Origin of the sequence: Actinomadura sp. NBRC 104412 (assembly GCF_030269515.1) — a bacterium.
Lineage (GTDB): Bacteria > Actinomycetota > Actinomycetes > Streptosporangiales > Streptosporangiaceae > Spirillospora.
In genome coordinates this window covers 1-22,260 of the sequence record NZ_BSTM01000025.1, presented here as the reverse complement: position 1 = coordinate 22,260, position 22,260 = coordinate 1, and the positions used below count along the sequence as shown (strand labels likewise).

The 22,260-nt window shown below is 72.4% G+C and carries 22 protein-coding genes; 7 read left to right on the top strand and 15 right to left on the bottom strand.

The features are described from left to right. Nucleotides 1–4: 4 nt before the first annotated feature. The 9 genes from QSK21_RS26415 to QSK21_RS26375 all read right to left on the bottom strand — a co-directional run bounded on the left by QSK21_RS26415 (nt 5) and on the right by QSK21_RS26375 (nt 9,629). Complete coding sequence (locus QSK21_RS26415) at nt 5–940, bottom strand: phosphotriesterase family protein (protein ID WP_285699770.1); 936 nt, start codon at nt 938–940, stop codon at nt 5–7. Further along, entirely contained in the window at nt 937–1,875 is a 939-nt protein-coding gene (locus QSK21_RS26410; protein WP_285699769.1) for a hypothetical protein, read from the bottom strand. Before QSK21_RS26410 ends, QSK21_RS26415 begins: the two co-directional genes overlap by 4 nt. 45 nt (nt 1,876–1,920) lie before the next feature. Next, nucleotides 1,921–2,886, bottom strand: a complete 966-nt coding sequence (locus QSK21_RS26405; protein WP_285699768.1) for an NAD(P)-dependent oxidoreductase — start codon at nt 2,884–2,886, stop codon at nt 1,921–1,923. Further along, the gene (xylB, locus tag QSK21_RS26400; protein ID WP_285699767.1) at nt 2,883–4,373 is read right to left on the bottom strand and encodes a xylulokinase; all 1,491 of its coding nucleotides are present in this window, start codon (nt 4,371–4,373) and stop codon (nt 2,883–2,885) included. Before xylB ends, QSK21_RS26405 begins: the two co-directional genes overlap by 4 nt. Beyond that, nucleotides 4,370–5,443: an ABC transporter permease gene (locus QSK21_RS26395; protein WP_285699766.1), complete on the bottom strand. Its 1,074-nt coding sequence runs from the start codon at nt 5,441–5,443 to the stop codon at nt 4,370–4,372. The genes xylB and QSK21_RS26395 overlap by 4 nt, the downstream gene beginning before the upstream one ends. Then, nucleotides 5,440–7,038 (bottom strand): sugar ABC transporter ATP-binding protein, encoded by a 1,599-nt coding sequence (locus tag QSK21_RS26390; RefSeq protein WP_285699765.1) that lies wholly within the window; start codon nt 7,036–7,038, stop codon nt 5,440–5,442. Before QSK21_RS26390 ends, QSK21_RS26395 begins: the two co-directional genes overlap by 4 nt. After that, nucleotides 7,035–8,075, bottom strand: coding sequence for an ABC transporter substrate-binding protein (locus tag QSK21_RS26385; protein ID WP_285699764.1), 1,041 nt, complete (start codon nt 8,073–8,075; stop codon nt 7,035–7,037). Before QSK21_RS26385 ends, QSK21_RS26390 begins: the two co-directional genes overlap by 4 nt. Nucleotides 8,076–8,123: 48 nt before the next feature. Then, on the bottom strand, nt 8,124–8,702 hold the full coding sequence (locus QSK21_RS26380) for a glucose-6-phosphate isomerase family protein (protein ID WP_285699763.1): 579 nt from the start codon (nt 8,700–8,702) through the stop codon (nt 8,124–8,126). Nucleotides 8,703–8,840: 138 nt separating this feature from the next. After that, nucleotides 8,841–9,629: a GntR family transcriptional regulator gene (locus tag QSK21_RS26375; protein ID WP_285699762.1), complete on the bottom strand. Its 789-nt coding sequence runs from the start codon at nt 9,627–9,629 to the stop codon at nt 8,841–8,843. Between the two features lie 172 nt (nt 9,630–9,801). Between QSK21_RS26375 and QSK21_RS26370 the strand changes: the two genes are divergently transcribed. Further along, the gene (locus QSK21_RS26370; protein WP_285699760.1) at nt 9,802–10,107 is read left to right on the top strand and encodes a PGPGW domain-containing protein; all 306 of its coding nucleotides are present in this window, start codon (nt 9,802–9,804) and stop codon (nt 10,105–10,107) included. 47 nt (nt 10,108–10,154) lie between these two features. On the opposite strand, the gene QSK21_RS26365 is transcribed toward QSK21_RS26370, so the two are convergent. Together QSK21_RS26365 and QSK21_RS26360 are read right to left on the bottom strand one after the other, a co-directional pair. Next, nucleotides 10,155–10,961, bottom strand: coding sequence for a transporter substrate-binding domain-containing protein (locus QSK21_RS26365; protein ID WP_285699759.1), 807 nt, complete (start codon nt 10,959–10,961; stop codon nt 10,155–10,157). Nucleotides 10,962–11,054: 93 nt separating this feature from the next. Continuing rightward, a complete protein-coding gene (locus tag QSK21_RS26360) occupies nt 11,055–11,924 on the bottom strand; it encodes a lytic polysaccharide monooxygenase auxiliary activity family 9 protein (protein WP_285699758.1) in 870 nt (289 codons plus the stop codon). A gap of 118 nt (nt 11,925–12,042) precedes the next feature. Here QSK21_RS26360 and QSK21_RS26355 point away from each other — a divergent pair, with 118 nt between their 5' ends. Together QSK21_RS26355 and QSK21_RS26350 are read left to right on the top strand one after the other, a co-directional pair. Beyond that, complete coding sequence (locus tag QSK21_RS26355; RefSeq protein WP_285699757.1) at nt 12,043–12,399, top strand: MmcQ/YjbR family DNA-binding protein; 357 nt, start codon at nt 12,043–12,045, stop codon at nt 12,397–12,399. A gap of 82 nt (nt 12,400–12,481) precedes the next feature. After that, nucleotides 12,482–13,399 carry a hypothetical protein gene (locus tag QSK21_RS26350; protein WP_285699756.1) on the top strand — a complete coding sequence of 306 codons (918 nt, stop codon included), beginning with the start codon at nt 12,482–12,484 and terminating at the stop codon, nt 13,397–13,399. On the opposite strand, the gene QSK21_RS26345 is transcribed toward QSK21_RS26350, so the two are convergent. Continuing rightward, nucleotides 13,400–14,533 (bottom strand): glycosyltransferase, encoded by a 1,134-nt coding sequence (locus tag QSK21_RS26345; protein WP_285699755.1) that lies wholly within the window; start codon nt 14,531–14,533, stop codon nt 13,400–13,402. A 130-nt stretch (nt 14,534–14,663) separates the two neighbouring features. On the opposite strand from QSK21_RS26345, the gene QSK21_RS26340 reads away from it, so the two are divergent. The 3 genes from QSK21_RS26340 (at nt 14,664) to QSK21_RS26330 (ending at nt 18,426) form a co-directional block, all read left to right on the top strand. Next, nucleotides 14,664–15,194: a pyridoxamine 5'-phosphate oxidase family protein gene (locus tag QSK21_RS26340; protein WP_285699754.1), complete on the top strand. Its 531-nt coding sequence runs from the start codon at nt 14,664–14,666 to the stop codon at nt 15,192–15,194. A gap of 1,210 nt (nt 15,195–16,404) precedes the next feature. Beyond that, a complete protein-coding gene (locus QSK21_RS26335) occupies nt 16,405–17,424 on the top strand; it encodes a WD40 repeat domain-containing protein (RefSeq protein ID WP_285699752.1) in 1,020 nt (339 codons plus the stop codon). Between the two features lie 39 nt (nt 17,425–17,463). Next, the gene (locus tag QSK21_RS26330; RefSeq protein ID WP_285699751.1) at nt 17,464–18,426 is read left to right on the top strand and encodes a hypothetical protein; all 963 of its coding nucleotides are present in this window, start codon (nt 17,464–17,466) and stop codon (nt 18,424–18,426) included. Between the two features lie 23 nt (nt 18,427–18,449). Here QSK21_RS26330 and QSK21_RS26325 read toward each other — a convergent pair whose 3' ends face one another. From QSK21_RS26325 to QSK21_RS26315, 3 genes are read right to left on the bottom strand one after another with little or no spacing between them, the layout of a single operon-like run. Continuing rightward, nucleotides 18,450–19,079, bottom strand: a complete 630-nt coding sequence (locus tag QSK21_RS26325; protein ID WP_285699750.1) for an RraA family protein — start codon at nt 19,077–19,079, stop codon at nt 18,450–18,452. After that, a complete protein-coding gene (locus QSK21_RS26320) occupies nt 19,076–19,795 on the bottom strand; it encodes a PIG-L deacetylase family protein (protein WP_285699749.1) in 720 nt (239 codons plus the stop codon). Before QSK21_RS26320 ends, QSK21_RS26325 begins: the two co-directional genes overlap by 4 nt. Next, nucleotides 19,792–20,769, bottom strand: coding sequence for a DUF6282 family protein (locus QSK21_RS26315; protein WP_285699748.1), 978 nt, complete (start codon nt 20,767–20,769; stop codon nt 19,792–19,794). Before QSK21_RS26315 ends, QSK21_RS26320 begins: the two co-directional genes overlap by 4 nt. A gap of 322 nt (nt 20,770–21,091) precedes the next feature. On the opposite strand from QSK21_RS26315, the gene QSK21_RS26310 reads away from it, so the two are divergent. Beyond that, entirely contained in the window at nt 21,092–22,114 is a 1,023-nt protein-coding gene (locus tag QSK21_RS26310) for a DUF4331 family protein (RefSeq protein WP_285699747.1), read from the top strand. Nucleotides 22,115–22,260 lie beyond the last annotated feature (146 nt).

The window sequence follows — 22,260 nt, the reverse complement described above, 5'->3', positions numbered from 1 at the left end:
CGGGTCAGGAGGCGCTCCAGCCAAGGAGGCGGGCCGGGTTGCCGACGAGGATACGGCGCACCAGATCGGCACCGCCCGCCTCCTCCACGCGCGGCACGAAGCGGCGCGGCAGGTACTCCAGGCCCGGCATCCCTCCGTACGCGCGGTAGCGGGTGCGGCGGGCGACGTCCCCGCCGAGCAGCAGCCGGTCGGCGCCGCCGCGCTCGGCGGTGCGCAGCAGGCAGTCCAGGACGGCCGAGTCGGGCCGGTTCCGGTGCCGGGCCATCCCGTCGTAACCGAGGTAGGCGCCGGCCGCGCACAGCTCGGCGTGCAGGCCCGGGTCGGGGTTGCGGTCGGCGTGGGCCAGCACGACCCGGTGGGACGCGACGCCCAGCGCGTTCAGCTCCTCCAGGACCTCGAACGCGGCGCTGCCGTACTCCAGGTGCACCATGACCGGTGCGCCGGTGGCGCGGTGCGCCTCGGCCACCCCTTCGAGGACGCGGCGCTCGAACGGGCCGATGCGCCAGTAGCCGATCCCCGCCTTGAGCAGCCCGGCGGCGGGCGCGTCCGGACGCGGCGTGCCCAGGTCGCCGTCCGCGCGGACGCCCTCGGTCAGCTCGGCGATGAACAGCCGGGCGAGCGCGACGGTGTCCATGCGCAGCAGCGGATGGTCGGCGGCGTAGTGCTCGACGCGGTGCGCGCCCGTCGTCAGCACGATGTTCAGGCCGGTGGACGCGGCGATGCGGGCGACGGCCCGCGCGTCCCGGCTGAGTCCGCACGGCGTGGCCTCGACCATCGCCTCGATCCCCGCCGCGCGCAGGTGCCCGGCCTCGGCGCCGCTGCGTTCCTCGTCGTCGAGCTCGTCCCCGGGGAGCAGCGGGCTCACCTGGAACAGATGCTCGTGGTAGTCGGTGCGGCCGAGCCGGTCGTCCGCGATGTCGCCCAGCGCCGTGCGGATCATCGGACCTCGGCGGCGATCCGCGACAGCTCGTCCACGACCTCGGGTCCCATCGGCAGGTCGAACACCTCCGCGATCACCTGCGACCAGCCGTGGATGAAGTACCGCCAGCCGTCCACCACCGTGAGCCCGGCCGCCTCGCGCTGCGCCCGCGCGGCGTGCAGGAAGTCCAGCTCGCCACGGTAGTTGAGCTCCCAGACGAGCGCGCCGCGCGGGAAGGCCGCGTCCGGGCCGAGGGGCGATCCGGGTCGGTCCTTGCCCAGCCCGCTGGCGTTCACCACCAGGCTGCCGGGGGGCAGGCCGTCGAGGACGTGGTCGGCCCTGCCCTTCACCAGGTGCGTGGTGAGCTTCGTCCCGGTGCCGCTCCGGGCGAGGAGGTCCTCCAGCGCGCGCAGCCGTTGCTCGTCCACATCCGTGCAGATGATCTCCTCGGGCGCGTCCGGGCGCCGCGCGAGGTACCAGGCGATCGCCGTCCCCGCGCCGCCCGCGCCCAGGCACAGCACCCGGCCGCCGGTCCGCGCGAAATGGCGGGGATCCAGGAACTCCTCCAGGGCGAGCCCGGCCGTGATCGGGTCCTTGGCGTGCCCGACGAGGCGGTCGCCGCGCTTGGAGATCGAGGAGATCTCCCCGGCCAGCGTCCCGAAGTCGTCGATCTCGTCGAACAGGTCGGCCGCCGCCCGATGGATCGCGATCTTGTGGGTGGTCACCAGGGCGCCGCGCCGCCGCGGGTCGTCCCGCATCGCGGCGACCAGCTCGCGGTAGGCGCGCGGCGGGGCGTCCAGCGGCACGTCGTGCCCGACCAGCCGCGCCCCGGGCAGCCCCAGCGCCCGCGCCCACGCGGGGAACACCTTCATGATCGAGGATCCTGCCGTGCTGACCCCCACGAACTCCATGATCTGGTCGTCTCGGCCGCTCGCCTCCGGGGCGCCTTCAGGCACCGCCTTCCCCCCTTGCTCCACTCGCTCGTTCCTCGCTCGTCCCGCTCAGCGGGGTGCGGCATGGTGCCCCTCGGCCCGGCCGCCTGACCCGGAGAGCCCTGACCCGGAGAGCCCCAACGCGGAGAGCACGGCGTCCGTGGCACCCTGGCCCATCCGGTCCACGGCCTCGACCGTGTGCGCGCCGATGTGCGGCGTGACCAGGACCCGGTCGGCGAGGTCGGGCGCCAGCAGCCCGCCGGGCCGCTCGTCCGCCAGGACGTCGGTGGCGTAGGCGCGCAGCCGGCCGCCCCGGAGCGCCGCCGCCACGGCGGGCTCGTCGACCAGATCGGCGCGGGCCGTGTTGACCAGGATCGACCCGGGTTTGGCACGTGCCAGCCAGGCGGCGTCGACCAGCGTGGTCCCGCCGGGCGCGTGCAGGGTGACGGCGTCGCAGCTCCCGGCCAGCGTCTTCATGGACACAAGCGGGACGTCCGCCTGCTCCACGTACGGGTCGTGGGCGAGCACGCGCGCGCCGAACCCCGCGAGGCGGCGCGCCACGCCGCGCCCGATCCGCCCGAACCCGGCGATGCCCACGGTCAGCGCGCCCAGCTCCCGGCCGCGGCGCGGTCGCCACGTCCCCTGCCGCACGTCCCGTCCGGCGGGGACGATCTCGCGCAGCGCGGCGAGCAGCAGCGCGACGGCCAGGTCGGCGACCGCCTCGCTGTTGGCGCCCGGCGTGTTCGTCACCGTGACGCCGTGGCCGGCGGCGGCGTCCAGGTCCACGTTGTCGACGCCGACGCCGTACCGGGCGATGACGCGCAGCCTCGGGGCCGCCGCCAGGTGGTCGCGGGTGATGGGTGCGGTCCCGGCGATCCAGGCGACCGTCTCGGCCAGCACCGGGCGCAGCTCGTCCAGGTCGTGCGCGGTGGAGCCGCGCACCACGGTGAGCCCCGCGCCGGTCAGCCGGTCCTCGCAGCGCACCGTCCCGCCGCCGAACGAGCGGGACGTGACCAGCACGGTGCCGCCCGTCATGGGTTCTCCCGCTCGAACCACGGTTCGAGGCGCCGGTAGGCGTCCAGGAAGGAGGCGTGCCGCTCCCGGTACGCGGCGTGCCTGGCCGGGTCCGGCGCGAACTCGGCCGTGACCTCCGACAGGTCACGGGCCACCTCGAACCCGGGCACCAGGCCCGCGCCCACGGCACCGGTGATGGCCGCGCCCAGGCTGTTGGCCTCCTCCTCGACCGTGCGGCGGCGGACGGTCGCGCCCCACGCGTCGGCGAGGATCTGCAACCACAGGTCGCTGGCGGCCCCGCCGCCGATCGCGTCCACCCGGTCCACCGGATGCCCGGCCTCGCGGAACGCCAGCACGCAGGTGAGCAGGTTGAACGCGACGCCCTCCAGGACGGCGCGGGCCATCTCCGCCCGGCCGTGGTGGCGGGCCAGGCCGAGGAACACCCCGCGCGCGGCGGCGTTCCAGTACGGCGACCGCTCGCCGAGGAGGTGCGGCAGGAAGTACAGCCCGGCGGTGTCGGCGTCGGCGGCCTCGGCCGTCAGCTCCTCGAACCGCCGCTCCCCCGCCTCGGGACGCAGCACGTCCGCGGCCCATTCCAGGGACGCGCCGCCCGCCTGCATCGTCGCGGTCGGCACGTACCGTCCGGGGACGACATGGTCGAACGTCATCGTCCGCATCGCCGGGTCGTGCAGCGGCTCGGCCGCCGACAGCGAGATCCACGAGGACGAGCCCAGGTAGGCGTACGCGCCGTCGGACGGATCGATGATGCCCGCGCCCAGCGCGGCGAGGGGCCCGTCCCCGCCGCCGAGCACGACGGGCGTGCCGGGACGCAGCCCGGTCTCGGCGGCGCGTTCCGCCGACAGTTCCCCCGCCACGGTGGTGGCGGGGACGATCTCGGGGAAGAGCGCGGGGTCGAGGTCCGCGGCCGACAGGACACGATCGGACCACGTCCCGGCCCGCTGGTCGTAGGCGTTGGTGCTGGACGCGTCCGAAGGGTCGGTGACCAGCCGCCCGGTCAGCCAGTGGACGGCGTAGTCCTTGGCCAGGCACACGTGGGCGACGCGCGCGAACACGTCCGGCTCGTGGTCGCGCACCCACAGGATCTTCGCCAGCGAGTAGGTGGGGTGGACGCGGTGCCCGAGCAGCCGGTACGCGTCCCCGGCCCCCAGCGCCTCGTTCAGCCGGTCGGCCTGGCGCGTGCTGCGGTGGTCGGCCCAGATCAGCGCGGGCCGGACGGGACGGAAGGCGGCGTCGAGCAGCACCGCGCCCATCATCTGGCCGCTGAACGAGACGGCCCGTACCGCGTCCGGCGCGGTGCCGGTCTCGGCGAGCAGCCGCCGGGTGGCCGCGGCGACCGCCCGCACCCAGTCCGCCGGGTCCTGCTCGGCCACGCCCCCGGCGGCGAACCGGGTGCCGTACCGTTCGGTGACCGCCGCGACCAGCCGGCCGCCGTCCTCGTGCAGCGACGCCTTGTCGCCCGTCGTCCCGAGATCGTGCGCGATGATCATGCCGGTGCCGTGCCGTCCGTGGGGGCGGGCCGCCTCGCGATCCGCAGGTTCCGCAGGTGCTCGGTGGCGACCGCGGCCAGGATCAGCGCGCCGGTGAAGATCTGCAACCAGAACGGGTCGATGCCCAGCAGCGTCCCGCCGTTGTCCAGCAGGCCCACGACCAGCGCGCCGACCAGGGCGCCCAGCGCGGTGCCGCGCGCCCCGAACAGGCTGGCGCCGCCGATCACGCAGGCCGCGATCGCCTGGAGTTCGTACCCGGTGCCCGCGGTGGGCACGCCGTTGCCGAGCCTGGACGCCAGCAGCAGCCCGGCCAGCGCCGCCAGCGTCCCGCACAGCGTGTACGCGGTGATCTGGACGGCGCGCACCGGGACGCCGGTGAGCCGCGCCGACTCGGCGTTCGAGCCGACCGCGTACAGGTACCGGCCCCAGACGGTGCGGCGCAGGAACAGCGCCACCACCACGGTGATGATGACCATCAGCCAGGTCAGGTTGGCGATGCCGAGCACGGTGCCGCCCGCCAGCGTGGAGAACCCGTCCGGCAGGGGCTGGATGGTGCGGCCGTCGGTGAGCAGCAGCGTCACGCCGCGCGCGATGCCCATCATGCCGAGCGTCACGATGAACGGCGGCAGCTTGACGACGGCGACCAGCACGCCGTTGACCAGCCCGGCGAGGGCGCCGGCGCCCAGCGCCAGCACGGCCGCCCACACGATGCTGCCGGTGCCGGTGGTCTCGTACACCGTCTGCGCCGCGATCACCCCGGACAGCCCGACCACCGAGCCCACCGACAGGTCGATCCCCGCGGTGAGGATCACCAGGAGCTGCGCGACCCCGAGGATGGCGTAGATCGACACCTGCCGGCCCAGGTTGTCCAGGTTGGTACCGGTCAGGAAGACGTCGGTGGACAGCGTCAGCGCGAAGCCCAGCACGAGCAGGATCGAGATGCCGCCGAAGCCGCTGCCGAACAGTTGGCCCAGGCCCAGGATCTCGGCGTCCTCGGGCTCGCGGCGGGGCGCGCGGCGGCCGCGCCCCTTGGCCCTGGTGTCCGGCGCGGGTGTCGTCGTTTCCGTCATGAGATCTCCTCGGCGATGCCGTTCCCGGCGCCGTTCTCGACCGGGTCGCGTCCGGCGGCGTGCGCGGCGGCGGCGCCCCGCGGGCTGGCCAGCGCGAGCACCCGCTCCTCCGTCGCCTCGGCGGCGTCCAGCTCGGCCACCAGCCGCCGCTCCCTGATCACCACCACCCGGTGGCAGAGCCCGAGCAGCTCGGGCAGATAGGACGACACGACCACGATGGCGAGCCCGGACGCCGCCAGCTCGGTGACGATCCGGTAGATGTCGGCCTTGGCGCCCACGTCCACGCCCTTGGTCGGCTCGTCCAGCAGCAGCACCCGCGCGCCCAGCGCGCGCCAGCGGGCGATCAGCACCTTCTGCTGGTTGCCGCCCGACAGCGACGACACCGGGTCGGTCCAGTCGCCGAAGCGCAGCCGCAGCCCCTCGGTGGACGCCTCCACATGGCGCCGCAGCCGCGAGCGCTGGACCAGGCCGCGGCGCCCGGCCGTGCGCCAGGACGCGATGGCGATGTTCTCCTCGATGCTCAGCTCCGGCAGCAGCCCGGACTCCTTGCGGTCCTCGGTGAGCAGCCCGATCCCGCGCCGCGCCGCCGCCCTGGTGGACCCGCGCGGCACGGGACGCCCGTCCAGCAGCACCCGACCGCCGGCGACGGGGTCGGCACCGAAGATCGCGCGAAGCAGCCGGCTGCGTCCCGAGCCGAGCAGCCCGGCGATCCCGACGATCTCCCCCGCGCGGACCGACAGGTCCACGGGGCGCGGGAAGATCGCCGGATGCAGGCTGCGGACCTCCAGGCGGGGCGTTTCCTCGTCGCGGGCTCGCGCCTCGTCCCGTCCGGGGTAGAGGTCGGTGATGGTGCGGCCGACCATCGCGGCGATGAGCGAGTCCTCGTCGAAGTCGGCCATGGGGCCGCCGGTCACGCGGACGCCGTCGCGCAGCACCGTGACCGTGTCCCCGATCTCGAACATCTCCTCCAGGCGGTGCGTGATGTAGAGGACCGCCACGCCGTCCTCCCGCAGCGCCTTGATGCGGCGCAGCAGCGCCCCGGCCTCCTCGGCGGACAGCGCGGTGGTGGGCTCGTCGAAGATGACGACCCGCGTCCCGCGCGACAGGACGCGGGCGATCTCGACGAGCTGGCGGGTGGCGGTGGGCAGCTCGGCCACGGTGCGTCCCGGATCCAGGCCGTCGAGGCCGACGCCGTCCAGCATCGCCCGTACCGCCGCCCGCTGGCCGCGCCGGTCGACCACCCCGGCGCGGGACGGGAACGCGCCCATCACCAGGTTGTCCGCGACGGTCAGATCGGTGAGCAGGCTCAGCTCCTGGTAGACGACCCCGACGCCGGACTCGCGCGCCTCGGCGGGCGTCACCGTGCGGCGCATGGCGCGTCCGCCGATGGTGTAGTCCCCGGAGTCGCGCTGCACCGCGCCCGTCAGGATCTTGATGAGCGTGGACTTCCCGGCGCCGTTCTCGCCCGCCAGGCAGTGCACGGTCCCCGGGTACAGGTCCAGGTCGATGCCGCTGAGGGCCTGGACCTGGCCGTAGCTCTTGCTGACCCCGCGCAGCGTCAGGACCGGCCTCTCCGGCGCGCCTGTCCCGGTCATCCGCCCTCGCCCTTGGTCTTCGGCGGGTTGAGCAGCGCGGCGAACTCGGGACGCCCGACGTTCGTGCGGTCGATCAGCACCGCGCCCGGGTCGAGGTTGACCGGCGGCAGCGTGCCGCGCACCGCCATCGCCGCCTCGACCACGCCCTGGTAGCCGAAGAAGAACGGGTTCTGCACGACGATCGCGCTGAGCGTCCCGCTGCGCACCGCGCCGACCTCGGCGGGGTCGGAGTCGAAGGCGACCGACACCACCCGGTCCGCCGCGTTCTTCTCCTGGATCGCGCGGGCCGCGCCGGTGCCCGAGGTGTTGTTGTCGGCGAAGATCCCCACGACGTCGGGGCGGCTGGTCAGCACGTCGCCGACCTGCCCGACGGCCTTGTTCAGGTCGTTGTCGTTCACGAGGGTCTGGACGACCTCCGCGTCCGGGCAGTCCTTGGCCAGGCCCTCCTTGAAGCCGGTGAACCGGTCGATGAGCACCTGCACGCCCGACACCGAGCTCTCATGGACGATCTTGCCGTCCGGGTCGCCGCGGTCGGTCATCAGCTTGCACAGCCGCTCGCCCGCCTGCTGCCCCGCCTTGATGTTGTCGGTGCCGATGAACCCCTCGGTCTGGGTGGTGATCCGGTTGTCCACGGTGATCACCTTGATGCCCTGCTTGCGGGCGCGGTCCACGACGCCGTTCAGCGCGGTGGACGAGTTGGCCGCCAGCACGATCGCGTCGGCGCCCCGGGAGATCGAGTTCTCCACCAGCTTGACCTGGCCGTCGATGTCGGTCTCGGAGGTGGGGCCGAACAGGCCGAGGTCCACGCCCTGGTCGGCGCCGGCCTTCTTCGCTCCGGCCAGCATCACCTGCCAGAACTCCGAGTCCGTGGCCTTGGTGATCACATCGATCTTGGTTCCGGCGACCCGGCTCTCGCCCGCGCCGCCGCCGGCGTCCGTGCCGCCGAACGCGACCTTGCCGGCCGCCAGCCCGGCCGCGATCGCGACGACGGCGAGCACCGCCGCGACGCCGGGAGAGACATAGCGGATTCGCGTCATTTCGGCTCCTGAGGGGCTCCTGGAAGGGGGTGGGTGGGGTGGCCTCCGTCAGCCCGCGTGGGCGAAGGGGCGCAGGTCGGGACCGTCCGCGCCGCGCATGACCCGGTAGCCCATGCCGTGCTCGCGGACCCACTCGTAGTCGTGTCCCGCGTCCCCCGGGTAGACGGCGAGGAAGCGGTACGGCTCGTCGCCGACGTTGACGCTGCGGTGCGCCCAGTCGGGCGGGATGTAGCCGATCGTCCCGGGCTCCATCGGGATCCACTCCGGCCGCTCCCCGTCGAAGAGCAGCAGCCCGCCCCGCCCGGAGAGGCCCAGGTAGATCTCGCCGCGCGGGCGGGGGTGGATGTGGCCCTTGGTCATGTGGAACTCGCCGCCCACCGTCCCGGGGTAGATGGTGGTGATGGACTGGGGCAGCTCGCCCTCCTCCTCGGGGACCGGGGACGAGGCGACCTCGTACACGACGGCGTCCTCGCGCAGGCCCTCCCGCCAGGCGGCGGTGTCGGCGAACAGTCCCTCAAGGTCGGACATCCGGCGGGTGAGCAGCGGCCCGGCGGGGGTCACCCGCCCGTCCCGCGGGTCGAAGGTGACGCGCGTCGGGTACGTCGGCAGCGTCGCGAACGAGGGCAATGCGATCTCTCCTCCGGTGTGATGGGGTAGGGCTACTGTCGTCCTGTAATGACAGGATGTCAAGTATTGCCCGGAGGGAAGATCGACGAGATGGCGGCGCCCTGGTCGGAGGCAGGGGCGCCGGGGCCAGGGCCGGGGTCAGGTGTCGTCGCGGAGGAGCATGTTGGGCGCCCCGGCCTCGCGGGTGTGGTGGCGGCGCAGGTTCACCTGGAACCTGCTGCGGTCACCGCGGTGGTAGGCGAGGAAGAACTCGACCGGGCGTCCCCCGGCGTCCCAGGCGGTGCTGTGCAGGAGCAGGACGGGATCGTGCGGCTGGAGCCCGAGCGCATCCGCGATCGCGGGCGCCGCGGGGACGGCCTCCACGAGCCGCCGTCCATGGTCCAGCTCGACGCCGTACTTGCCCTCCAGCACGCCGTAGAGGGACTGCTCGGAGAAGTCCTCCTCCAGCAGTCCCGGCGCGATGTCCACGGGGAGGTAGGTGTGGGTGAGCACCCAGGGCTCGCCGCCGACGAAGCGCAGCCGCTCCAGGTGCACGACGTCGTCCCCCTCGCGCAGCTCCAAGGCGTCCGCGACCTCGGCGGGCGCCGGGACGACCGAGAAGGCCAGGACGCGGCTGCGCAGGATCTCGCCGCGCGCCCGCACGTCCTCGTACAGCCCGGTCAGCGACTGGAACAGCCGCTCGTCGGTCTTGCGCGCGGCGGCGAACGTGCCCTGGCCCTTCCGGCGGACGACGCGGCCCTCGGCCTCCAGCTCGTCCAGCGCCTGCCTGACCACCGTCCGGGAGACGCCGTACTCCTCGCAGAGCGCCATCTCGCCGGGCAGCCGCTCCCCCGCGGCAATCTCCGCTTCGAGCCGTTTCATCAGGAGCTGCTTGAGCTGCGCGTAGTACGGCAGCGGCGATCGCCTGTCGATACGGCCCCCAACCATGGCGGCCAGTATCGCACGAATCTGTCATGTCAGGATGACAACGGTCTTGATCCGCAGTCAGGCGTCCTGGGGCGGGCGCATCCGTTCTCACGCGGACTTCGGCGAACGTCGTCGATGTCCCGTTCGTCTCACCGGGAAAGGCGATCAGCGACATCGGCGAGAGGGAGTGCCCGTGACCACCACCGAGCCGCGCCCGGCGACGACCGACACGGCCCGCATCGTACCCGTGGCCGACGCCACGGCCCCGCGCCCGTCCCGGCTCCGGCTCCTCCGCAAGGCCGGGGTCGCGATCGCGGGAATCGCGCTGATCGTCGCGGGACTGGCGATGATGGTGCTTCCCGGGCCGGGCATCGTGGCTCTGCTCGCCGGCCTGGGCCTGCTCGGGACCGAGTTCCCCGCGGCGCGCAGGCTCAGCGACCGCCTGAACGCCTACGCCCGCGCCGCCTGGCGCAAGGTCAGGCGTCCCAAGGCATCCTGAGGCACGGCCCGGGGATGGGCCGGGGCGGGCCGGGGGCGCGGGCCGCGCTAGTCGCAGCCCTCGAACTGGGGGACCTGCACGATCGAGGTGTCCAGCCCGGTGCCGCTGAACCATTTGGACACGAACCTGCGCGCGGTGCCGTCCTGGTACATCTGCGTGATGGCCCGGTTGAGCGCGACGCAGCCGTCCGGGTCGCCCTGGCGGATCCCGATCCCGGTGTTCTGCTCGCTGATCCGCACGTTCACCAGCCGGGTGATCCGGTTGTGCCTGCGGACCAGGCCCGCCAGGATCACGTCGTTGGTGGTGATCGCGTCCACCGCCTTGGACCTGATCAGGCTCATGCACTGGTCGTAGTCCCTGGCCGGGACGAGCTGCGCGCTCATCCCGTGCAGCGCCAGCAGCCGCCGCGTCGGGTCGGCGCCCTCGACCGCGCAGAACCTGCGCCCCCGCAGGTCGCGCACCTCCTTCACGTCGGTCTCCTCGGCCCGCACCATGACGTCCTGGTAGGAGGTGTAGTACGGGCCCGCGAAGGCGATCTGAGTCTTGCGCTCCTGCGTCACCGACAGGGTGGCCAGGACGAGGTCGGCCTTCCGGTCACGGAGGAAGGGAATGCGGTCGGCGGCGAGGACGGGGACGAACCTGACGTCCTTCCCGAGCCTGCCCGCGACGTAGCGGGCGACGTCGATGTCGAAGCCCTCGAACGTCCCGTCCGGGCGCCGCAGGCCGAGCGACGGCAGGTCCGGCCGCACGCCGACGACCAGGGTGTCCTTGTCCAGGATCGATTCCCCGGCGGGGTCCCCGCAGGCGGCGGTCAGCAGCCCCGCCGCAAGGACGACCGCCATGAGCAGACGCATGCCGCCTCCAGCAAGACCACCCGAACCGAACCCACCCGCGGCATCCGCGCGGCCTCCGGATTATCCGGCGCCACGGCCTCCGCCACAAGCCCGTCAGAGTTGGCGGCGCCTGCGGAGCAGCACGATCGTAGCCCCCGCGGCGGCGACCAGCAGCGCGGCTCCCCCGCCCGCGGCCATCATCGTCGTGTCGCTCGTCCCGGCCACGTTCCGCGTCCGGGCCTGCCCGGGTGCGGTCCCGGCCTGCGGAGCGTCCCGCGTGGCGGGCGCCGTCCGGGACGCGCTCGGCTTTGCACTCGCCTTGGGGACGGGCTTCGCCTTGCTCCTGGGCTCGGCGAACACCACATCGGAGCAGGAGTAGTAGGTGTCGGGCGTATCGGAGGTCTGCCAGATCGTGTAAATGAGATGCCGGCCCGACTTGCCCTTGGGAAGCCGTCCCGTGAACACGTACGAGCCTCCACGGCGCGGCGGGTCCTGCACCGTGAGGAAGGGCTTGGGCTCCAGCGCCGACCAGGTCAGCTTCCGCGTGGGACGGTAGCCGTCACGCGTGACGTACATCCGCAGGCCGCCGTGATGCGGAATGGTCACCCGGTAGCGGAAGGCGTGCCGGGCGCCGCTGGTCAGCCTGGTGGCGGGCCAGTCCGACCGCGGCAGGTCCAGTCCGCGGAAGCGCGCGATGCCCGCGCTGCACAGCTCGCCGTCCGGAATCAGTTTCCGGTCGCGCCCGCGCACGTTGGGGACCCGTACGTTGTCGAAGTCGGCCAGCGCCGCAGCCCCGCTCACCGACGCCGCCGCCCGGCACGCCCTCGACCGTGCCTTCGCGCCGCCCTCCGGCGAGCAGGCCGCCGATCGGCTCGGCGGGCTCGACATCGCCCCATGCGTCCCCGCCACCGCCGTCGCCGCCGGGGCGGCGGCCACCACGACCAGCACGAGCCCGGCCACGACGGCCGGCAGGCGAACGGTCACGCGAAGCTCCCTCATATCGCAGGCCCCACACCGGTACGCACCACGCGCCCACGGGGTTCACCAAGCCCTCACCGGCCCCGTAGGCTGCGGGGACTGGTTCACAGGGAGGTGGGTACACATGAGCGGCGAGGCGATGAGCCGGCTGCGGGACATCTGCCTGTCCCTGCCGGAGGCGACCGAGAAGCCCTTCGGCGGCCACACGGCCCCGTCCTTCCGCGTGCGCGACAAGCTCTTCGTGATGACCAGCGAGGACGGCTCGTACATGACGTTCAAGGCGGGCCCCGGCGTGCAGGAGGCGCTGGTGGCGGAGGACCCCGACCGCTTCTTCGTCCCCGCGTACGTGGGCGGCAAGGGCTGGGTGGGCGCCCGCCTCGACGTGGACCACGACTGGGACGAGCTCGCCGAGCTCATCGAGGACAGCTACCGCCTGATCGCCCCCAAACGCCTCTCCGCACGGCTCGACGAGAGGAAATGACCGGCCCCGGCTTTCCCGAAGGCGAGTGGATGATCACGCTTTTCGGCTCGCGATGACGGGCCGCGCACTAGGGTGATCACACGTGGGCTTCGATACGAGCTTTCATCCCGTCGACCTGGAGTTGATCGAGAGCCGGGTGCTGCCGTACCTCGCCGGGCACGGGGAGGACGACGCGATCGATGATCTCGTCGGGCGGGCGGTGTCGCTGCGGAAGACGCGTTTCCGCGCCAAGGCGTGGGCGCTGGGCGTGCTCGAACACAAGCCGGACGGCTTCGACTCCGAGCTGCACCTGTGGGGACGGCCGTTCTTCATCGTCGGGTCCGACCGGATCGCCGAGGACGTCCAGCGCTATCTCGCGGCAGCGGACGGCGGAGTGGACGCGCTCGCCCGCGAGATGATCGCGCGCCTCGACCCGGCCCTGGTCGGGCGCATCGAGCCCGACCAGAGCGGGACGCTGCCCGGCGACGACGCGCTCGCCCAGAGCCTCGGCTCGGCGCTGCGAATCCTGCGCGCCGCCGCCGTCGCCCTGAGGGCCGGGGAACGGACGGTCCGCGTCCCGGACGGGAGGGAGTTCGACGCGGCCGAGCTGCTCACCCGGGAAGCGGCCTATAACGTGCTGGACTTCGCCGCCGCGCTGCTGCCGGGGTGGATGTCGCGCGGCTACACCTGGCCCACCCGGCTGTACTCCGACGCCGGCGTCCGCGATGAGGGCTTCACGGCGCCGACGGCGTTGACGGGGCTTCTGCGTGAGGAGTTCCCCGGGCTGGACTGGCCGGTGCCGTCCGGCACCATCGTCCAGAACTACATGGTCGGCGGGCTGGTCCGCGCGGCGGACGTCCCTGAGGCCCGCGCCCACCTGGGTCGTCACCGGGAACGGCTGGACTGCGAGGCGGTCGACCTGCAGAAGATCGACGAGGCGATGGGCGTGGCCGAGCAACTGGGCGTCGCCTTCTGCGAGGCCACCGAGATCTACAGCGGCTTCGAGGGCAACCTGAACTGATCAGCGGACGAGCGTCCGGCCCTTCCAGGTGGTGCGTCCGGTGTGGTGGCGGAGGGCGGAGTCGACCGTCATGGCCGTGTACAGGAGCGCCACCAAGGGAAGGGCCGGGGCTCGCAGGGCCGAGAGGCCGTAGAAGCGGAGCATCGGCGTGTAGGTCAGGCTCATCAGCGCCCAGGCCGTCGCTCCTGCGGCAAGCGTCCCGGTCGCGGCGTTCCCTTGCGCCAGCGCCCCGATCACGGTGGCCAGTGGCGGGACCGCGTACACGAGGAGCAGGCCGAGCACCGTGCCCGCCAGCAGGACGGGCGAGTAGCGGAGCTGGTCGTAGGCGCTGCGAGCGACCATGTCCCACAGGTCGGCGAAGCGCGGGTAGGGGCGGCGCGACACCACGTCGCGGCTCAGGTCCAGGCGGCACCGCCCACCGCCGCGCCGCTTGATCAGGCGTCCCATCGCCACGTCGTCGATGACGGCGCCGCGGATGGCGTCGAGGCCACCGGCGCGTTCCAGGACGCTTCTCCGTACGAGCATGCAGCCCCCGGCCGCGGCGGCGGTCCGGCCGTCCTCGACCAGGCGGAACGGGTAGAGCTGCGCGAAGAAGTAGACGAACGCGGGGATGAGCAGGCGTTCCCAGGCCGTGCCCGTGTTGAGCGTGGCCATCTGCGACACCAGGTCGCGTCCTTCGGAGGCGGCGCGCACCAGCGCGGTGAGGGTTCCGGGGGCGTAGGCGATGTCGGCGTCGGTGAAGAGGATGAACTCGGGTGCGCCCGCGGCCCGGACGCCCTCGGACATCGCCCAGACCTTCCCCGCCCAGCCCTCGGGACGCTCCCGCGCCCGGACGACCTGGACGTTTCCCTGGCCCAGGTCGCGGGCGACATCCCCCGTCCCATCGGTGCTGCGGTCGTCGACCAGGACGACGCGGAACCGTCCCGGATAGTCCTGGGCCAGCAGCGTCGGCAACGTCTCCGGCAGCACCTCCGCCTCGTCGCGCGCCGGTACGACCGCGACGACGGACGGCCAGAAGGCGGGTTCAACCCCGGAGGGAAGCCGCTTCCCGGTATGCCAGAAGCCGCCGTGACCGAACGCCAGCACCACCCAAACCGCCAAGGCCACCAGCGCAAGGCCAGCCAGAATCCACACGATCGGCAGCCTTCCACCAACGGTCGCGCCCGCCTATCACCCCGGTGCCCATCGGCGTGGGGTTCGGCGGCGATGTCGGAGGCCGACCGTATCGTTCGGCGCATCCGCGACCTGATAGGGGTACGTGCTCATGAAGGAACCGGTCGCCCGGTTCGACCAGCGGTTCAGCGATCCGGGGGCGCGAGAGACGCCGTGGGCCGTCACCCGCGAGACCTTGGAGTCGGCGCAGCTCTTCTGGATCACCACCGTCCGCGCCGACGGGCGGCCACACGTCACGCCGGTGGTGGCGGTGTGGCTGGACGACGCACTCCACTTCTGCACCGGCCCCGACGAGCAGAAGGCCCTCAACCTCGCCGCGAACCCCAACGCCGTCCTCACCACCGGCTGCAACCAGTGGAAGCAGGGGCTGGACGTGATGGTCGAAGGCGAGGCCCAGCGGGTCACCGACCGTCCCACCCTCGACCGGCTCGCCGCCGCCTGGGCCGCGAAGTGGGAAGGGCAGTGGCGCTTCCGCCCGAACGACGTGGGCTTCACCCATGACACCGGAGGCGCGCCGGACGAAGGAGAGTCCGTCGCCCACGTGTTCGCGGTGAAGCCGTCGAAGATCCTGGCCTTCGGGAAGGGCGGCTTCAGCCAGACCACCTACCTGCCGGCCTCATAAAGGACGGGCCGTCGCCGATGTCAAGTTACGACTCCCGCCTGCGAGTGGCGTTTTTCGGCCAGGGCGTTTCCACGAATGCACAATCGACGACCTCGGCATACGACATACTGAATGCACCGGCCCGCTCTCGATCAGTTTTCCGGTTGACTTTCCCGATGCCGTCGGATCATTCTCGAACGTAGTGCCGGAAAGCTTGGACATCTCGCGCCCCGATTACCCCCGCCTCACTCGGGCGAGGCCGGTGATCCCGGCCGAGCGACTGTGACAGGAGAGTGGAATGCCTCCACCGGAGTCGGCGGCGCTTGACGGCCCCGAGAGTTCGGAAGGCACCCGGGAAACGGACCCGGCGGCATCCGCTGAATCGACGGCACCGACCGAATCCAGCACCCCGGCCGAACCGATCACCCGCACCGAACCCGCGCCCGCGCAGCCCACGGACCTCGCACAGGCCGCGCCACCGGACCGACCTGCGGAAGCCACCGAAGCCGCAGCGCCCACAAAGCCCGAAGAGCCCACACAACCACCGGAACCCGAAACGGTCACCGACCTCGCGGCGCCCGCCGACCTCGCACAAGACGGACCACCGGCCGAACCCACGAAACCACCGGAATCCTCCGAACCCGAAACGGTCACCGACCTCGCGGAGCCCGCGGACCTCGCGCAAGACGCGACACCAGCCCAACCTGCGGAAGCCACCGAAGCCACAGAACCTGCACAGCCCGGAGAGTCCGCAGAATCACCGGAGCCCACGGAACCCGAAACGGTCGCTGACCTCGCGGCGCCCTCCGACCTCGCGCAAGACGGACCACCGGCCGAACCCACGAAACCACCGGAATCCTCCGAACCCGAAACGGTCACCGACCTCGCGGAGCCCGCGGACCTCGCGCAAGACGCGACACCAGCCCAACCTGCGGAAGCCACCGAAGCCACAGAGCCTGCACAGCCCGGAGAGTCCGCAGAGCCGCCGGAATCCTCGGGGGCTGGGACGGTTGCCGGCCTCGCGGCACCGGTGGAGGTTGCGCAAGACGCGGCACCGGCCGAGCCTGCGAAGTCCTCGGGATCCGTTGTGTCCTCGGCGGCTGCTTCTACGGAACCGGGTTCGGTCGAATCTGGTACGGCCGTTATCGCGGGTGTGCGGCGCTCGCGGATGCCGCGTATTCAGAGACCGGCCATCCCTGAAGGTTTCCGTCTTCTGGAGCGGTGGCGGAAGGTGGCGGTGCTCGCCTGCGTGGCCGTCAGCGCGATCACGGCGCTGGTGGTGGTCGCGGTGCCGGTGACGGTGGCGGCGCGGCAGCTCGGGTCGCATCGCTATCTCGGGCCGCTCTCGGGGCTGGAGGGCCCGGTGTCGGCGGTGGCGTTCAGCCAGGACGGCGAGACGCTGGCCACGGCGACCACCACGGGCAAGATCCAGCTCTGGGACGCCACGTCCGGGGAATCGCTGAGCGCCTCCGACCCGGACGTCCCCTCCCGGTTCGACGGTGGCGGTCAGGTCTCCTCGCTGGCGTTCAGCCCGGACGGCGAGAGCCTCGTCGCCGGGGTCGGCGGCACGGGCGGCCCGGTACGGGTGTGGACGGTGGAGACCGGCGAGACCCGCACCTTGGGCAACACTGCGGCGAGCGCCGCCACGGGGCCGTCGGCGGCCTTCGTCGGCACCGGCGGCGACCGGCTGGCCGTGGCCACCACCGACGGCGTCCGGATCCTGGAGGTCGCCGGCGGGCGCGAGGTCGGGCGGCTGGCCAGCCCGGACGCGGAGGTGGTCGGCCTGGCGGTCAGCCGGGACGGCTCGGTCCTGGCGGCGGGACGCGGCAACGGCACGATCCAGTTGTGGAACGTGCGCTCGGGACGGCCCACGGCCACCCTGCGGGGCCACATCGACACGGTGCCCGCCGTGGCGTTCAGCCCGGACGGGCGCACCCTGGCCAGCGGCGGCGCGGACGGCACGACCCGGCTGTGGAGCCTGCCGGCCGGGACGCAGGCCGCGATGCTGACCGGCCACAACCAGCAGGTGCGGTCCCTGGCCTTCAGCCCGGACGGTGCCACGCTGGCCAGCGCCGGACCCGACTCGCCGATCCGGCTGTGGGACGTCGGCGGGCGGCGCGCCCTGGCCGTGCTGAGCGGGCACCGCGCCGGCGCCGCCGCGGTCGCCTTCAGCCCCGACGGGCGGACGCTGGCGTCCGGCGGGGTCGACGCGACCACCTGGCTGTCGGACGTCTCCGAACTCCCCTCCTGACCGGTCACGAAGCCGGCTCCCTTCATGACAGGAGCACGCATGACACCCCGGACCCTCCTCACCCGGCGCCGGCGCTCCCGGTCCGTGGTCGTTTCCACGGCGGGGACGTTCACGCTGACGCTCGCGCTGACGTCCTGCGCGGTGGACAGCGGGCCGGGCGGGCTGAAGCTCACCGACGTCAGCCGCGAGTCGTCCGCCCAGTCCTACGCCCGCGCTCTGACCTCGTCGGCGACGTCGCTCACCACCGCGCTCGCGGCGATCGAGGGCGCCACCCGGTACACCGACGTGTCGCAGCGGCTGTCGGCGGCGCGGCGTGCCGCCGACCAGGCCAAGACCTCGCTCAACCTGATCACTCCGCCGCGTGAGGCGGCGGGCGCGCACAGCAGGCTCGTCCTGGCCCTGTTCCAGTTCAGCCGCGATATGGCGGCCACCGACAGGGCCGTACAGGACCAGAGGCTGTGCACCATGCCCGCCGTCCGGTACCAGGTCGGGTCGTCCGATGGGGCCAGGCGGTTGCGGGAGGCCGTCGCGCAGTTGCGGGCCGCTCAGGGCGGGTACTCCTTCCCCGCCACGATCGCCGACCCCGGTGAGCTGACCGAACGCCGCGAGCCCAACGGCCGTTTCCTCAAGTCGGGCCGGCGCGGCGGCCGCGGGAACCTCACCATCGACAACAACGGGGACCGGGACGCCGTCGTCAGCCTGACCCGGAACGACAAGGCCGTCTTCGTCGTCTACGTCCGCAGCAAGTCCAAGGCCACGATCCGCCAGGTGCCGGACGGCACGTACACGTTGTTCTACACGACGGGCGTCGACTGGGACAGCGGCGCCAAGCGGTTCTCCCGGGACTGCGCGACCCGGGAGAACCTGTCCGACACCGTCTTCGAGACAACGGTCGGCGGCGGCTTCATCCGCTGGCGCAACTGGACCTACATCATCGCCCCCGACGGCGGCGGCAACTCACCGTCCGCGCCCGTCGAACCGGACGACTTCCCCGCCGACTGACATCCCGCGAGACAGAGGGTGGGTCACCGCTTCTCGTCCTCGGCGCGCATCCCATAGGCGTCGTAGCTCAGCTCGCCCGCCAGCCAGCGGTCGCGCAGCCCGGCCTCCTTCTCCAGCCGCGCCCGGACGGCCTCAAGGGTCTTGTCCACGGCGCCTGCCGGGACGGCCATCGCGCCGTCGTCGTCCAGGACGACCAGGTCGCCGGGCGCGATCGTGGTTCCGCCGATGGTCACGGGAACGTCGATGGAGCCACGGTGGTCCTTGGTCGCGCCGCGGACACGGCGCCACCGCGTCCACACGGGCAGGCCCAGTTCGCGCAGCTCGGCCACGTCCCGGACGGAGGCGTTCACCAGCACCCCGGCGGCGCCGCCGACCTTCGCCTGTGTGGCGAGGAGGTCGCCGAGCAGGGCGACGGGCCGCGGCTCCGGCATGGTTAAGACGAGCACGTCCCCTGGCCGCAGGTGCGCCATGACCTCGTGGACGGCACGGTTGTCGTCCTGCCCGCACAGTGCGATGCGCGCCGGACCGGCGACCTTCGCGCCCGGCAGGACCGGCTCGAAGTCCTCGTCGAGCAGCCCGACCCTGCCGCCCGCCTCGTAGACGGTGGCGACCCCGGCCGCGGCGAGTTCGGCGGCGGCGTCCACGGCGCTCACAGGGTCCCCACCACGTTCGGCAGGAGGCGCTGGAACGCCTCGGCATGGCGGATGGCGCTGTTGCCGGTGACCTTGCGCGCGTGGTTGCCGCGCTGCTCGGCCCGCTGCTTGTAGTACTCCTGAAGGTAGACCTGCGCGGCCATCGCCGACATCGCCTCGACCTTGTGCTCGAACACCGGGGTGATGTCGACGTACACGGTCGGCACGAAGCCGCACAGCTCGGGCTGGTGCGGTTCGAACACCAGGAACTCCGAGGGCGGCGCCGTCTTGAACCCGCTGGCGACGACGGCGCCGGACGTCATGAGCCGTGCCCGCTGCACCGCCGCGTGCGCCACGGGATGGTCCGGGTTGAACGGATCGCGCTCGGGGTGGGTGAGCACCACGTGCGGCGCGAAGTCGCGCATGAGGTCGGTCAGCCGCTGGAGCCCCTCGGCTCCCACCTCCAGCGGGTAGTCGCCCAGGTCGAACGCCTCCAGCCGGGCGCCGACCGCCGTGGCGGCCTGCTCCGCCTCCGCGTGCCGGATCTTCTTCACGTTCTCCTCGGTCTGGCCCGGCTGCTTCCACAGCTCACCGGACTCGCCGCGCTCCCCGTACGACAGCGCGACCACGATCGCCTCGCCGCCCGCGGCGGTGTGGCAGGCGATCGCCCCCGCCGCCCGCCACACGAAGTCGGCGCTGTGCGCCCCCACCACCAGCAGCCGCCGCCGCTCGCTCATCCGCTCTTCCCTTCTGTCGCGCCCTCTTGGGCGGCCTCGCCTCGGTGCCGTTCCTGGTCCGCACCGGCGAGCCACCGGCTGTTGTGGACGGCCATGACCCGAATCTCCTCGTCGGTGAACCCCTCGGCGAGCAGCCGGTCGGCCAGCAGCGCCAGCCCGTCCTCGACCGGCGGGTTGAACGGCTGGCCGAGGTCGCTGGAGAGCACCGAGTGCTCGGGACCCACGGCGCGGATGTTCTCCAGCCACAGCTCCCAGGTCACCTTGCCGGTGTAGGGGGTGGTGAAGCACCGTTCGAGAAGGGCGCCCTTCGCCGCGAGCGCGCGCTGGCGGTCCACCGCGATCCGCTGCGAGGTGAACTCGGGATGGGTGATCACGATCCTGCGCACGCCCTCGTCCACGGCGGCGTCGACGACCGCGTCTATCTCCGCCGCGCTGAGATGGCCGGTGGCCAGCGTCAGGTCATGCTTGGCGATCACCCGCAGGACCTGCCGGGTGACGTCCAGCACCGTGCCGTCGGGACCGACCACGTCCACGGGGTCGGCGGCCATGCCCTCCTCGCGCAGTTCACCTTGGAGCCGCGCCCACATCGGCGGACGCGCGCCCTCGGGGTCCTGGGCCGTGCACTCGCGCTGGTTGGCGCTGTCGACCGTCGGCAGCCACACCATCTGGGCCCCGCCGCGCGCGGCCACCTCGACGGCGATAGGGTTCATGCCGCCGACCGAGCCGTTGAGCGTGACGGCGCCGACCGCCCCGAACCCGGGCACGGCGGCGCGCACGACGGCGGCGCGTTCGGTGGTCGGGACGTAGTGGGACTTCAGGACGAACCCCGCGAGCCCCACCTCGGCGAACCTGGGCGCGAGGGCGAGATCGTCGATCCGCCTGTTCATCACGTCGGGCGCGACGTGGATGTGCACGTCGTAGGCGCCGGCGACGAGTTCGCGCGCCCGCCCTGACGGCACCGGATGCTCCGCCATCCCCACCCCTCACTTTGTCGCCATACCGGTGACAAAGATTGTTAACAATCTGGGCGACATCGTCAAGTGCCCGGGTGGAGCGGGAGGCGCGGGATGCGACCGAACGCCTCACCGGCCGCGAGGCCCGCACCGCGACGGCCTGACCCGCCTTGTCACGGCCGCACGGGCTTTAGGCCGGTCCTTTTGTCTACCAAGGCATCGGCAAATGCGAAGGTTCGGCTCGGTGGTGACGCGCCTCGCTTCGTAGCGTGCAAGGGTTCACCACACGACTCATGTGTTCCACATGCTGCGATATCACCGGACGCGGATTAGGGATTTCTCCATGTCTCACCATCTCGACACGCCGCTGGCCGCCCAGAACGGTCAGCTCTACCTCGACGACCTGTACGTGTTCCAGAGCGATGGCAGCACGGTGCTCATCATGGACGCCAACTCCAGCATCACCGGCGTCCATGCCGAACCGGGCTTTCACCCCGAGGCCCGCTACGAGTTCAAGGTGCACTTCGACGGCGACGACTTCGAGGACCTCACCTACCGGGTGTCCTTCGGTGAAGCGGACTCGAGCGGGCAGCAGCCCCTGCTGCTGCATGTCCTCACCGGCGCGGACGCGCGCGAGGACTCGGCGACCGGCGAACTGCTGCTGGAAGGCCGGACGGGCGAACCGGCCGAGGGGGACGACACGCGGATCTGGGCGGGCCGCATCAAGGACCCGTTCTACATCGATCTGTCCCTCCTGGCGATCGTCAATGGGGCGGTGGCCAAGGGGACCGCGGTGGACCTGTCGGCATGGCGTCCCGAAACCGCGCAGAACAGCTTCAACGGCACATCCGTCCAGTCGATCGTGCTGGAAGTCTCGCACCGGCATCCGCGGCTGCGGCCCGGTGCCCGCACCGGCATCTGGTGCGCCACCAAGCTCGCCACGGACGCCGGTGGCTGGCGGCAGATCAACCGTGCCGGGCATCCCATGATGTGGCCGATCTTCTGGCCGGGCGACACCGATTTCTCCAACCCCGCCAACGTCCGGCACCCTTCCGAGGACTACGCCGCCGACGGTGACCACATCGCCGGCCTCGTCGCCGCCGTCGTGGCCGCCACCGGCACCTCCGACGACCCCGGCGCCTACGGCAAAACCGTGGCGCACGAACTGTTCCCCGACGTCCTGCCCTACGTAATAGGCACACCGGCGGTCTACGGCATCGCGACCCGCAATGGCCGCACCACGGCGGACAACGCTCCTGAAGCGATGCTGTCCCTGGTCACCGGCATGGCCGTGCCTTCAGGGCTCAAGCCGCCCGTTACCAAGAGCCTGCGGAACGGCAACTTCCCCCACGTGGTGCCGGAATGACCACAGGCGCCTCCGCCCGCTAGGACTGCACTGAATAACTGCGGTTGTCCCGGTCGAGCTAACGCTCGACTGGGATACTGGTGTGGTGCAGGGTGTGAGCAAGGGCGAGCCAGAGTTGCTGGACGCGGCGGCGCTGGTGGGGCATC